General features: G+C 57.8%; 14 protein-coding genes. All 14 read left to right on the top strand.

What is annotated here, in order from left to right; translation table 11 throughout:
- The first annotated feature begins 12 nt into the window (after positions 1–12).
- Entirely contained in the window at positions 13–603 is a 591-nt protein-coding gene (lptE, locus tag CWM54_RS16300) for an LPS assembly lipoprotein LptE (protein ID WP_061155347.1), read from the top strand.
- Positions 603–1,634, top strand: a complete 1,032-nt coding sequence (holA, locus tag CWM54_RS16295) for a DNA polymerase III subunit delta (RefSeq protein WP_100697791.1) — start codon at positions 603–605, stop codon at positions 1,632–1,634. The genes lptE and holA overlap by 1 nt, the downstream gene beginning before the upstream one ends.
- On the top strand, positions 1,627–2,277 hold the full coding sequence (gene nadD / locus CWM54_RS16290; RefSeq protein ID WP_165785935.1) for a nicotinate-nucleotide adenylyltransferase: 651 nt from the start codon (positions 1,627–1,629) through the stop codon (positions 2,275–2,277). Before holA ends, nadD begins: the two co-directional genes overlap by 8 nt.
- Before the next feature lie 72 nt (positions 2,278–2,349).
- The gene (locus tag CWM54_RS16285) at positions 2,350–2,979 is read left to right on the top strand and encodes an adenosylcobalamin/alpha-ribazole phosphatase (RefSeq protein WP_100697787.1); all 630 of its coding nucleotides are present in this window, start codon (positions 2,350–2,352) and stop codon (positions 2,977–2,979) included.
- Between the two features lie 222 nt (positions 2,980–3,201).
- The gene (rsfS, locus tag CWM54_RS16275; RefSeq protein WP_002894623.1) at positions 3,202–3,519 is read left to right on the top strand and encodes a ribosome silencing factor; all 318 of its coding nucleotides are present in this window, start codon (positions 3,202–3,204) and stop codon (positions 3,517–3,519) included.
- 3 nt (positions 3,520–3,522) lie between these two features.
- Positions 3,523–3,990 carry a 23S rRNA (pseudouridine(1915)-N(3))-methyltransferase RlmH gene (gene rlmH / locus CWM54_RS16270; protein ID WP_002894620.1) on the top strand — a complete coding sequence of 156 codons (468 nt, stop codon included), beginning with the start codon at positions 3,523–3,525 and terminating at the stop codon, positions 3,988–3,990.
- 27 nt (positions 3,991–4,017) lie between these two features.
- Positions 4,018–5,919: a peptidoglycan DD-transpeptidase MrdA gene (mrdA, locus tag CWM54_RS16265; RefSeq protein ID WP_061155351.1), complete on the top strand. Its 1,902-nt coding sequence runs from the start codon at positions 4,018–4,020 to the stop codon at positions 5,917–5,919.
- A complete protein-coding gene (mrdB, locus tag CWM54_RS16260; protein WP_008805635.1) occupies positions 5,919–7,031 on the top strand; it encodes a peptidoglycan glycosyltransferase MrdB in 1,113 nt (370 codons plus the stop codon). Before mrdA ends, mrdB begins: the two co-directional genes overlap by 1 nt.
- 11 nt (positions 7,032–7,042) lie before the next feature.
- Positions 7,043–8,200, top strand: coding sequence for an endolytic peptidoglycan transglycosylase RlpA (rlpA, locus tag CWM54_RS16255; protein ID WP_100697783.1), 1,158 nt, complete (start codon positions 7,043–7,045; stop codon positions 8,198–8,200).
- Positions 8,201–8,339: 139 nt separating this feature from the next.
- The gene (gene dacA, locus CWM54_RS16250) at positions 8,340–9,539 is read left to right on the top strand and encodes a D-alanyl-D-alanine carboxypeptidase DacA (RefSeq protein ID WP_061155353.1); all 1,200 of its coding nucleotides are present in this window, start codon (positions 8,340–8,342) and stop codon (positions 9,537–9,539) included.
- A gap of 112 nt (positions 9,540–9,651) precedes the next feature.
- Complete coding sequence (gene ybeD / locus CWM54_RS16245; protein ID WP_002894474.1) at positions 9,652–9,915, top strand: DUF493 family protein YbeD; 264 nt, start codon at positions 9,652–9,654, stop codon at positions 9,913–9,915.
- A gap of 104 nt (positions 9,916–10,019) precedes the next feature.
- Positions 10,020–10,664: a lipoyl(octanoyl) transferase LipB gene (gene lipB / locus CWM54_RS16240; RefSeq protein ID WP_100681457.1), complete on the top strand. Its 645-nt coding sequence runs from the start codon at positions 10,020–10,022 to the stop codon at positions 10,662–10,664.
- Positions 10,665–10,793: 129 nt separating this feature from the next.
- Positions 10,794–11,753, top strand: a complete 960-nt coding sequence (locus CWM54_RS16235) for a YbeF family transcriptional regulator (RefSeq protein WP_071839108.1) — start codon at positions 10,794–10,796, stop codon at positions 11,751–11,753.
- Between the two features lie 180 nt (positions 11,754–11,933).
- Positions 11,934–12,899 carry a lipoyl synthase gene (lipA, locus tag CWM54_RS16230; RefSeq protein ID WP_061155356.1) on the top strand — a complete coding sequence of 322 codons (966 nt, stop codon included), beginning with the start codon at positions 11,934–11,936 and terminating at the stop codon, positions 12,897–12,899.
- Positions 12,900–13,084 lie beyond the last annotated feature (185 nt).

Raw genomic sequence — 13,084 nt, 5'->3', positions numbered from 1 at the left:
GCGGGAGGAAGCGTGCGATATCTGGTAACAATGTTGTTATCCCTGGCGGTGCTTGTCACCGCCGGCTGTGGCTGGCATCTGCGTAGCACTACGAAGGTGCCCACCACCATGAAAACCATGATTCTTCAGTCGAGCGATCCGAACGGGCCGTTAAGTCGCGCGGTACGTAATCAGCTGCGTCTTAATGGCGTGGACCTGATCGACGCCAGCACGCTGCGTAAAGATGTTCCTTCTCTGCGCCTCGATGGATCGTCGATTCAGAAAGATACCGCCTCGGTGTTCCAGGATGGTCGTACCGCGGAATATCAGATGGTCATGACCGTTCATGCCAGCGTCCTGATCCCGGGTCACGATATCTATCCGATTACCACTAAGGTCTATCGTTCGTTCTTCGATAACCCGCAGGCGGCGTTAGCGAAAGACGCCGAGCAGGATATGATTATCCAGGAAATGTACGACAAAGCAGCGGAACAGCTGATTCGTAAGCTGCCGAGCGTACAGGTTGCAGATGTTGAAGCAACCCAGCAGGAAGAGAAACCGGTCGCCAGCAGCACGGCACCGGCTTCCTCGGGTAACCGCGTCTCCACCACTCTGGGTCAATGATGATTCGGTTGTACCCGGAACAGCTCCGCGCGCAGCTCACTGAAGGGCTGCGCGCGGCCTATCTGCTGCTTGGCAACGATCCCCTGTTGTTGCAGGAAAGCCAGGACGCCATTCGTGAAGCCGCTGCCGCCCAGGGCTTTACCGAGCACCACACCTTCACCATCGATAACAGCACCGACTGGCAGGCGATTTTCGCGTTAAGCCAGGCGTTGAGTCTGTTCTCCAGCCGGCAAACGCTGTTGCTAATCCTGCCGGAAAACGGCCCTAACGCGGCGATCAACGAACAGCTGGCGACCCTGATCGGCCTGCTGCACGACGACCTGCTGCTGATAGTTCGCGGGAATAAGCTGACCAAAGCCCAGGAGAATGCCGCGTGGCTCACCGCCCTGGCGCAGCGGGCCGTCCAGGTCAGTTGCCAGACGCCGGAATACGCGCAGCTGCCGCGCTGGCTGGCCGCCCGGGCCAAACAGCATCAACTGCAGCTTGACGACGCGGCCAGTCAGTTGCTGTGCTATTGTTACGAAGGCAACCTGCTGGCGTTGGCGCAGGCGCTGGAGCGTCTGGCGCTACTCTGGCCGGACGGCAAGCTGACTCTGCCTCGCGTTGAGCAGGCGGTAAACGATGCCGCCCACTTTACCCCTTACCATTGGGTCGATGCGCTGCTGGCAGGCAAAAGCAAGCGCGTGCAGCATGTCCTGCAACAGCTACGCCTTGAAGGCTGCGAGCCGGCGATCCTGCTGCGTACTCTACAGCGGGAGCTGCTGCTGCTGGTCACGCTCAAACGCCAGTCGACGCACACGCCGCTGCGCTCGCTGTTTGATAAACATCGGGTCTGGCAAAACCGCCGTCAGCTGCTCAGCGATGCCCTCGCCCGACTGAGCGGGGAACAGCTGCGCCAGGCGGTGACCCTCCTGACCCGTGCAGAACTGACCTTTAAACAGGATTACGGGCACGACGTCTGGCCCGAACTGGAAAGTCTTTCGTTGTTGCTCTGCCACAAAGCCCTGGCGGACGTTTTTATTGATGGTTGATATGACTCAGTTGCAGGCAATCTATGGCGGCACCTTCGATCCGGTGCATTATGGTCACCTCAAGCCGGTCGAGATCCTGGCGAATCAGATTGGCCTGAGCAAGGTCATCATCATGCCTAACAACGTCCCGCCGCACCGTCCCCAGCCGGAAGCCACCAGCGCCCAGCGCGTGCATATGCTTAAGCTGGCGATCGCCGATAAGCCGCTGTTCACGCTCGACGAACGCGAACTGCAGCGTGACACCCCCTCCTGGACGGCAGACACGCTGCAGGCGTGGCGTCAGGAGCAGGGGCCAGAAAAACCACTGGCGTTTATCATCGGCCAGGATTCGCTGCTCACCTTCCCCACCTGGCACCACTATGAAACCATCCTTGATAACGTTCATCTGATCGTCTGCCGCCGCCCGGGTTACCCGTTGACCATGGCGCACGGCGCGGATCAGCGCTGGCTGGATCGCCACTTAACTCACGACGTAGAGCGCCTGCATAACCGCCCCGCCGGGGCCATCTACCTGGCTGAGACGCCATGGTTCGATATCTCGGCGACGATTATCCGCCAGCGCCTCGAGCGCGGGGAATCCTGCGCCGAGATGCTACCGGCCACCGTGCTGGACTACATCCGCGAGCAGGGACTCTATTGCTGATCCCGGACTGGGCCTGACGCTAAAAAAGCGCTATCGTAGCGCCACGTCTCCACCGCCTGTCTGAGCATCATCATGAAATTATGGTTAGTTCGCCACGGTGAAACCGAAGCCAACGTTGCCGGGTTATACAGCGGCCATGCCCCCACTCCTCTGACGCCGCGCGGCGTCGCCCAGGCGCGAGCACTCGGCGAACGGCTGCGCGCGGTGCCTTTCGATAAAGTATTCTGTAGTGAGCTGGCGAGAACCGGAACAACGGCCGATCTGCTGCTTGGCGATCGCCATATCCCGCGTGAGTGCCATGCCGCGCTCAATGAAATGTTTTTCGGCGACTGGGAGATGCGTCATCATCGCGATCTCCAGCGGGAGGATGCGCAAAACTATGCCGCGTGGTGTGATGACTGGCAGCACGCGGCCCCGACCAACGGCGAAAGTTTTCAGAAGTTTTCCCGCCGCGTCAGCGGATTCACCACAACGCTGGCCGACTGCCGCCATCTTGACCACCTGCTAATTGTCGGCCATCAGGGCGTCCTGAGCCTGCTGACGGCCCTGCTGTTGCAGATGCCCGCGGCGGCGATGTGGCATTTCCCCATTGCCCATGGCGCCTGGAGCCTCCTCGATACCAGCAACGATTTCACGACCCTGCGCGTATTAAATAGCCAGGCTGTCTGGCAGCCGCAAGAAGAATTCCCGCCAGACCATTGACAGGCCACGGCAGGCTGTTATTCTCCGCTGCCGGGCAGCATCCGCCACAGTATGTTTGCAGAAATTGTTTTACAAAAATGGCGATGCAATCCGCGGCGAGGGATGGGATGATACCCCGCCACGAACGCCTGCCGACAGACATTTCACCCGACTTTTTCATCAGTTCAGGTATACTGTCAGGCTCTTTATCATTATCAATCTTCATGCACCCAGGGGGAACACTTGCAGGGTAAAGCACTCCAGGATTTTGTTATCGACAAAATTGATGACCTGAAAGGTCAGGACATCGTCGCCATTGATGTACATGGCAAATCCAGCATCACCGATTGCATGATTATCTGCACCGGCACCTCCACCCGTCACGTGATGTCCATCGCCGACCACGTGGTTCAGGAATCCCGCGCCGCCGGCATGCTGCCGCTGGGCGTTGAAGGGGAAGCCGCCGCCGACTGGATCGTCGTCGACCTCGGCGACGTGATGGTTCACGTCATGCAGGAAGAGAGCCGTCGTCTGTACGAGCTGGAAAAACTCTGGAGTTAATGCGTGAAGTTGCAGCTGGTGGCCGTTGGCACCAAAATGCCGGACTGGGTACAGACCGGCTTTAGCGAGTATCTGCGCCGTTTTCCCAAAGATATGCCGTTTGAACTGGTGGAGATCCCCGCCGGTAAACGCGGCAAGAACGCCGATATCAAGCGCATCCTCGAAAAAGAGGGCGAGATGATGTTGGCCGCTGCCGGTAAGAACCGTATCGTGACCCTGGATATTCCGGGAAAACCATGGGATACGCCGCAGCTGGCGCGCGAACTGGAACGCTGGAAACAGGACGGGCGCGACGTCAGTTTGCTGGTAGGCGGCCCGGAAGGCCTCTCTCCAGCCTGTAAAGCAGCGGCGGAACAGAGTTGGTCGCTCTCCACCCTCACCTTACCTCACCCGCTGGTGCGCGTACTGGTGGCCGAGAGTCTGTATCGGGCGTGGAGCATTACCACCAACCACCCGTACCACCGTGAGTAATGATGATCAGGGTAGACTAAGCAGCGAATGAAATTACAGAATTCTTTCCGCGACTATACGGCTGAATCCTCGCTGTTCGTGCGCCGGGCGCTGGTCGCTTTTTTGGGGATTTTGCTGCTTACCGGCGTTCTGGTCGCCAACCTGTACAATGTGCAAATCGTTCGCTTCAATGACTATCAGACGCGTTCGAACGAAAACCGCATCAAGCTGGTGCCGATCCCGCCGAGCCGCGGCATTATTTACGATCGCAATGGCACCCCGCTGGCGCTTAACCGCACCATTTATCAGCTGGAGATGATGCCGGAGAAAGTCGATAACGTGCAGCAGACGCTGGATGCGCTGCGTGACGTCGTCGATTTAACGGACGACGATATCGCCGGCTTCAAAAAGGAGCGAGCCCGCTCCCATCGCTTTACCTCGATTCCGGTGAAGATCAACCTCAGTGAAGTGCAGGTTGCCCGCTTTGCCGTCAACCAGTACCGCTTTCCCGGTGTGGAAGTCAAAGGCTACAAGCGTCGCTACTACCCCTATAACTCCGCGCTGACGCACGTCATTGGCTACGTCTCAAAAATTAACGATAAAGACGTCGACCGCCTCGACAAAGAGGGCAAGCTGGCTAACTACGCCTCGACCCACGACATCGGTAAGCTGGGTATTGAGCGTTATTATGAGGACGTCCTGCACGGTCAGACCGGCTACGAAGAGGTTGAAGTGAACAACCGCGGCCGCGTTATTCGTCAGTTGAAAGAGGTGCCGCCGCAGGCCGGACGCGATATCTACCTCACTCTCGATCTCAAGCTGCAGCAGTATATCGAAACCCTGTTGGCCGGTAGCCGTGCCGCCGTGGTGGTCACCGATCCACGTACCGGCGCCGTTCTGGCGCTGGTATCTACGCCGAGCTACGACCCGAACCTGTTCGTCGATGGCATCTCCAGTAAAGATTACTCCGGCCTGCTCAACGATCCGAACACGCCGCTGGTCAACCGTGCGACGCAGGGGGTCTATCCGCCGGCGTCGACGGTAAAACCGTACGTCGCCGTCTCGGCGCTGAGCGCCGGGGTGATCACCCGCAATACCAGCCTGTTCGACCCTGGCTGGTGGCAGTTGCCTGGCTCCGATAAACGCTATCGTGACTGGAAAAAATGGGGTCACGGCCATCTCAACGTCACCAAAGCGCTGGAGGAGTCTGCGGATACCTATTTCTACCAGGTCGCCTATGACATGGGCATCGATCGCCTCTCAGAGTGGATGAGCAAGTTTGGCTACGGCCACTACACCGGTATCGACCTTTCTGAAGAGCGCTCGGGCAACATGCCGACCCGCGAATGGAAGCTCAAGCGCTTCAAGAAACCCTGGTACCAGGGGGACACCATTCCGGTGGGCATCGGTCAGGGGTACTGGACTGCCACTCCCATCCAGATGAACAAAGCGCTGATGATCCTGATTAACGACGGGGTGGTGAAAGTACCGCATCTGCTGCAAAGCACCGTGGAAGACGGCAAGCCCGTTCCGTGGGTCCAGCCGCATGAGCCGCCGGTGGGCGACATTCATTCCGGCTACTGGGAAATCGCCAAAGACGGCATGTTCGGCGTGGCCAACCGCGGCAACGGCACCGCGCACAAATACTTCGCCAGCGCGCCGTATAAGATCGCGGCCAAGTCCGGTACCGCCCAGGTATTCGGTCTGAAAGCTAACGAAACCTATAACGCGCATCGGATCTCTGAACGTCTGCGTGACCACAAACTGATGACGGCGTTTGCGCCTTATAACAACCCTCAGGTTGCCGTGGCGATGATCCTGGAAAACGGCGGCGCCGGCCCGGCGGTCGGCACCATTATGCGCCAAATCCTCGATCACATTATGCTGGGCGATAACAACACCACGCTGCCAAGCGAAAACCCGGCGGTCACCGCCGGGGAGGATCAATAATGACGGATAATCCGAACAAAAAATCGCTGTGGGATAAAATCCATCTTGACCCCACCATGCTGCTGATCCTGCTGGCGCTGCTGACCTATAGCGCGCTGGTTATCTGGAGCGCCAGCGGTCAGGACGTCGGCATGATGGAGCGTAAAATCGGCCAGATCGCCATGGGCGTGGTGATCATGATCGTCATGGCGCAGATCCCACCGCGGGTCTATGAAGGCTGGGCGCCCTATCTCTATATTTTCTGTATTATTCTGCTGGTGGCCGTTGATGCTTTCGGCGCCATCTCCAAAGGGGCGCAGCGCTGGCTGGATCTCGGTATCGTTCGCTTTCAGCCGTCGGAGATAGCGAAAATCGCCGTGCCGCTGATGGTCGCGCGCTTTATTAATCGCGACGTCTGTCCGCCCTCGCTGAAGAACACCGCGATTGCGCTGGTGCTGATCTTTCTGCCGACCCTGCTGGTGGCAGCGCAGCCCGACCTCGGCACCTCGATTCTGATCGCTCTCTCCGGGCTGTTTGTGCTGTTCCTTTCCGGTCTGAGCTGGCGTCTTATCGGGATCGCCGTGGTGCTGGTCGCCGCCTTTATTCCGATCCTGTGGTTCTTCCTGATGCATGACTATCAGCGCCAGCGCGTGATGATGCTCCTCGATCCGGAAACCGACCCGCTGGGCGCCGGCTATCACATTATTCAGTCTAAAATTGCCATTGGCTCCGGCGGTCTGCGCGGCAAAGGCTGGCTGCACGGCACGCAGTCGCAGCTGGAGTTCCTGCCGGAACGCCACACCGACTTTATCTTCGCCGTACTGGCCGAAGAACTGGGGCTGATTGGCGTGCTGATCCTACTGGCGTTGTATATCCTGCTGATCATGCGCGGACTGTGGATTGCCGCCCAGGCGCAAACCACCTTTGGCCGGGTCATGGCCGGTGGTTTAATGTTGATTTTATTCGTTTATGTCTTCGTAAATATTGGTATGGTGAGTGGTATTTTACCGGTGGTGGGCGTACCGTTGCCGCTGGTGAGCTACGGGGGCTCCGCCCTGATCGTATTGATGGCCGGGTTTGGTATCGTGATGTCGATCCATACCCACAGAAAAATGTTGTCGAAAAGCGTTTAAAGGGGTTTGCAATGCGTAAGCAATGGCTGGGGATCTGCATAGCAGCGGGGCTGCTGGCGGCATGTTCGAGTGATGACGTGCAACAAAAAACGGTCAGTACTCCACAGCCGGCCGTCTGTAATGGCCCGACGGTTGAGATCAGTGGTGCCGATCCGCAGTATGAAACGCCGAACGCCACGGCGAATCAGGATTATGAGCGCGACGGCAAAAGCTACAAAGTCGTTCAGGATCCGGCAAACTTTACTCAGACCGGTTTTGCGGCGATCTATGACGCTGAGCCCAACAGTAACCTGACTGCCAGCGGCGAAGCCTTCGATCCGACCCAACTGACCGCAGCGCACCCCACACTGCCAATCCCGAGCTATGCGCGGATCACCAACCTCGCTAACGGGCGCATGATCGTCGTGCGGATTAACGATCGCGGCCCGTATGGCAACGATCGCGTCATCTCGCTCTCCCGAGCGTCCGCTGACCGTCTGAACACCTCGAACAACACCAAGGTGCGTATCGACCCCATCATCGTTGCGCCTGACGGTTCGCTTTCCGGTCCGGGAATGGCCTGCACCACCGTCGCCAAACAAACGTACGCCCTGCCCGCTCGACCGAATCTGGACGGCGGTGACGCCACAGGCATGAGCCAGCCTGCGCCTGCCGACGTTCGCCCGATCAGCAACAACACCCTGAAGCCGGAAGACAGCGTCGGCGCACCGGTGAACAGCGGCGGTTTCCTCGGCGCCCCGACGCCGCTGAACAGCGGCGTGCTGGAGAGTAGCGAGCCGGCAGCCACGACCGCTGCCACTGCCACTGCGGCCCCTGCTGCTGCCGTCGCGACGCAAACGGCTCCCGTCACCGCGCCAGGCTCCATCCAGGGTAGCGTAGCGGCTACAGCGGCCACTGCCGCGACCGCCGGCGCCGCCTCCTCTACTGCCACCTCCAGCGCCAGCGGTAATTTTGTCGTCCAGGTTGGCGCGGTGAGCGATCAGGCGCGGGCGAAGCAGTATCAACAGCGCCTGAGCCAGCAGTTCTCCGTACCAGGCCGGGTCACGCAGAATGGCGCGGTATGGCGTATTCAGCTGGGCCCGTTTGCTGACAAGGCGCAGGCCAGTGCGGTTCAGCAGCGCCTGCAAAGCGAAGCGCAGCTGCAGTCCTTTATTACTCACGCCAACTAAACGCCGCGGGCGGCCCGCTCAAGATGCGCATGTAAAAGTCATTAACAAACTCATGCGCAATGTCGGATGCTGGCCCGCAGAGCATTTGCTATAGTAAGGCACTTTTTTTAACTCCATCACGGATGCCGTTGTTCTGACCATGAAGACCTCTTTCACCGCTCGTTTACTCATCACGGCGCTCTCCGTTGCAGCGCTCTCCTCCGCTGCCCGCGCCGATGACCTGAATATCAAAACGATGATCCCAGGCGCCCCGCAGATTGACGCCGAATCCTGGGTGCTAATTGATTATAACTCCGGCAAAGTGCTGGCAGAAAATAACGCCGACTCCCGTCGCGACCCGGCCAGTCTGACTAAAATGATGACCAGCTATGTTATCGGTCAGGCGATGAAAGCGGGTAAATTCAAAGAGTCCGATCTGGTCACTGTCGGTAACGATGCCTGGGCCACCGGCAACCCGGTTTTCAAAGGCTCTTCCCTGATGTTCCTCAAGCCAGGAATGCAGGTTCCGGTTTCGCAGCTGATCCGTGGTATCAACCTGCAGTCGGGTAACGATGCCTGCGTGGCCATGGCCGACTTTGTTGCCGGTAGCCAGGACGCCTTCGTCAGCCTGATGAACAACTATGTTAACGCCCTGGGCCTGAAAAACACCCATTTCCAGACCGTTCACGGTCTTGATGCCGACGGGCAGTACAGCTCCGCGCGCGACATGGCGCTGATTGGCCAGGCGCTGATCCGCGATGTGCCGAATGAGTACTCCATCTATCGTGAGAAAGAGTTTACCTTCAACGGTATCCGCCAGCTGAACCGTAACGGCCTGCTGTGGGATAACAGCCTGAACGTCGATGGCATCAAAACCGGTCATACCGACAAAGCGGGCTATAACCTCGTCGCCTCTGCCACCGAAGGCCAGATGCGTCTTATCTCGGCGGTCATGGGCGGGCGTACTTTCAAAGGTCGTGAGTCGGAAAGTAAAAAACTGCTGACCTGGGGTTTCCGCTTCTTCGAAACCGTCAACCCGATTAAAGCCGGCAAAGAGTTTGCGTCCGAACCGGCCTGGTTCGGCGACAGCGATCGCGCCTCGCTGGGGGTGGATAAAGATGTCTACCTGACCATTCCGCGTGGCCGGATGAAAGATCTGAAAGCCAGCTATGTACTGAATAACACTGAACTGCACGCCCCGCTGCAGAAAAATCAGGTGGTCGGCACCATCAACTTCCAGCTGGATGGCAAAACCATCGATCAGCGCCCGCTGGTGGTGCTGCAGGAAATTCCGGAAGGGAATTTCTTCGGCAAAATTATTGATTACATTAAGTTAATGTTCCACCACTGGTTTGGTTAAAAATCGAACACTTGAAAGTGTGATTTCCATCCCCATATACTATTCATCCAAGTAACCTGATAACTCCCGCCCTTGGTGGGAGTTATTATTTTGTCGTAACACCGGAGCTGACATGAAAACCAAACTTAACGAACTGCTGGAATTCCCTACACCCTTTACTTACAAAGTAATGGGGCAGGCGTTGCCGGAGCTGGTTGATCAGGTGGTGGAAGTGGTACAGCGCCATGCGCCTGGTGATTACTCGCCGTCAGTAAAACCGAGCAGCAAAGGTAACTACCACTCGGTCTCCATCACCATCAACGCCACCCACATTGAGCAAGTGGAAACGCTGTACGAAGAGTTAGGCAATATCGATATCGTACGGATGGTGCTGTAACCTTTTCCTCGACCCGGCTACCGTGCCGGGTCCTTTCATCCCCTTCTGCCCTGCTGTGATATACTCCCCGCCCTGAGTCCTCTCTTCCCGGCGGAGATGTTGTTTTGCAGCACAATAAAATTCTTATCCGGCAGCTTGGCCTGCAACCTTACGAACCCATCTCGCAGGCGATGCATGAATTCACCAACGCCCGCGATGAAGACACCCTCGACGAGATCTGGCTGGTGGAACATCACCCGGTTTTCACTCAGGGCCAGGCTGGCAAAGCGGAACACGTGCTGGTGCCCGGCGATATTCCGGTGATCCAGAGCGACCGTGGCGGCCAGGTGACCTATCACGGCCCAGGACAGCAGGTGATGTACGTCCTGTTGAACCTTAAACGCCGCAAGCTGGGTGTGCGCGAGCTGGTGACGCTGCTGGAGCAAACGGTCGTCAATACCCTGGCCGAGTATGGCATCGAATCGCATCCCCGCGCCGACGCCCCAGGCGTGTACGTCGGCGATCGCAAAATCTGCTCACTGGGACTGCGGATCCGCAAAGGGTGTTCCTTCCACGGCCTGGCGCTCAATATCGCGATGGATCTCGCGCCGTTTCTGCGCATCAATCCCTGCGGCTATGCCGGCATGGAGATGACGCAAATGCGCCAGTGGCAGCCAGAGGTCTCTCCGCAGACTGTCGCCCCGCGGCTGGTCGCCAATCTGCTGGCGCTGCTGGACCATCCCCCGCACGAATATCTCCCCCAGCCGTAAACGGTAGATCAGTGCCCCGCAGGCGGCGGGGCGCTAAACGATTAACACATTATTTTTGCAATCAATTGTCACGTACGGGATGCGGTGGGCCGCTATACTTGCCCTATCATTCCCAACCGGACTCATCGCGTGCCAGAGAATACGTCTCCGTCAGAATCCCCTGAACGACAGGATGAACGTTATGACCGCCAGATGTTTCGCATCCTGCGCAATATTGACCTCAACCTGTTAACTATTTTCGAAGCCGTTTACGTCCATAAAGGCATCGTCAACGCCGCTAAGATACTGAATATCACGCCGTCGGCTATTAGCCAGTCGATTAACAAACTGCGGGCGCTTTTTCCTGACCCGCTGTTTATCCGCAAGGGGCAAGGCGTGATGCCCACCGCGTATGCCACCCATCTTCATCAGTACATCAGCCGGGGTATGGAGGCTTTCCTCAGTGCACTGGATATCGCCGGTAGCCCCCACCAGCAGAGGGTGATCACTATCGCCACCACGCCAGGGATGGGGGCGCTGCTGATGCCAATCGTGGCCAGCGCGCTGAAACCGGCCTTTCCGCAGATCCTGTTGCACAACATCGCCATCACCGACGCCGCGCGACAGCTCGACCAGCGCCAGGTGGATCTGTTAATTGACACTCATCTGCACAGCGGCCAGGCGATAAGCCATCACGTGCTGTACCAGGATCGGGTGCGGATGTACTGCCGTGCTGAACACCCCGCGCTGCACGGCCCGCAGGATGAAGCTCACCTCGCTCAGTATGAGTTTGCGCTGCTGCTGCCGGAAGGCCAGCGCTACCCCACCCTTCACCGCCGACTGCAGGAAGAGATGGGCGAACGACGCTGCGGATTCAGCACCTTTAACCTGCTGACCCAGGCAGCCATGATCGCCGAGAGCGACATGCTGGGGCTGACCACCGAGCGCCTGTTCGCTATGGTATCCCGACTCTGGCCACTGCAAACCCTGGATTTTCACTCCCTGCAGGACGAAAAAATTAATGTCGCACTGCACTACAATAAACAGAGTGGGAAGGAGCCGTTGCTGAAAGAGATTATCGAGACGGTAATCCAGGCATTTAAGGCGTAGCGCACGGAAAGGAAAAGGATAAAACAACAACTATTTTACAATTTGCGAGGCAGGCAGGCTGCTTTCTGCCCCTTTTCAATGGTATACTGCCTGCTCTTGATTCAAAAATAGTTGATAATTGCAACATTTCATTGAATTAATTCGCTTTCCTTCGTGACTCGCAACTGGAACACGCACGCTATGAGTAAACCCATTGTGATGGAACGCGGTGTTAAGTACCGCGACGCCGATAAAATGGCCCTTATCCCGGTGAAAAACGTGGCAACTGAGCGTGAAGCTCTGCTCAGAAAACCGGAATGGATGAAAATCAAACTTCCGGCAGATTCGTCCCGTATCCAGGGTATCAAAGCAGCGATGCGTAAGAACGGCCTGCACTCCGTGTGTGAAGAGGCCTCCTGCCCGAACCTTGCAGAATGTTTCAACCACGGTACCGCGACCTTTATGATCCTCGGCGCGATCTGTACCCGTCGCTGCCCGTTCTGCGATGTTGCGCATGGACGTCCGGTCACCCCAGATGCGAACGAGCCACAGAAGCTGGCGCAAACCATCGCCGATATGGGTCTGCGCTATGTCGTGGTCACCTCAGTGGACCGTGACGACCTGCGCGATGGCGGAGCGCAACATTTTGCCGACTGCATTAGCGCCATTCGCGAGAAAAACCCGTCAATTAAGATCGAAACGCTGGTGCCGGATTTCCGCGGCCGTATGGATCGCGCGCTCGAAATCCTGACGGTGACCCCGCCGGACGTCTTTAACCACAACCTCGAAAACGTACCACGTCTTTATCGTCAGGTGCGTCCGGGCGCGGATTACAACTGGTCGCTGAAGCTGCTGGAGCGTTTTAAAGAAGCGCACCCGGAGCTCCCGACGAAATCCGGCCTGATGGTCGGTCTGGGTGAGACCAACGCCGAGATCATTGAAGTGATGCGCGACCTGCGTCGCCATGGCGTCACCATGCTGACGTTAGGTCAGTATCTGCAGCCGAGCCGTCACCACCTGCCAGTACAGCGCTACGTCAGCCCGGAAGAGTTCGAAGAGATGAAAGCGGAAGCAATGGCGATGGGCTTCACCCACGCCGCCTGCGGTCCCTTCGTTCGCTCTTCCTACCATGCCGACCTGCAGGCTAAAGGGATGGAAGTGAAGTAACTGCCGCTTCTGCCGCTTCTGCCGCTGCGCGATTTTTCGCCGCAGCGGCCCCTCTCCGCTTCCTCTGCTTCGCGTTTTCGTAACAGTTCGTTGCATCTTTTCTGCGCGGCATCGCCAAAAACGACAAAGGCCGCAACGATATTCGTCGCGGCCTCTTCGCCGTTCCGCCAGCATCCCTCCGGAGG

Source organism: Klebsiella sp. D-Nf1 (assembly GCF_002810515.1).
GTDB lineage: Bacteria > Pseudomonadota > Gammaproteobacteria > Enterobacterales > Enterobacteriaceae > Klebsiella > Klebsiella variicola.
Note: the sequence above shows the minus strand (reverse complement) of the source record. Positions and strands in the feature narration are given on the sequence as shown.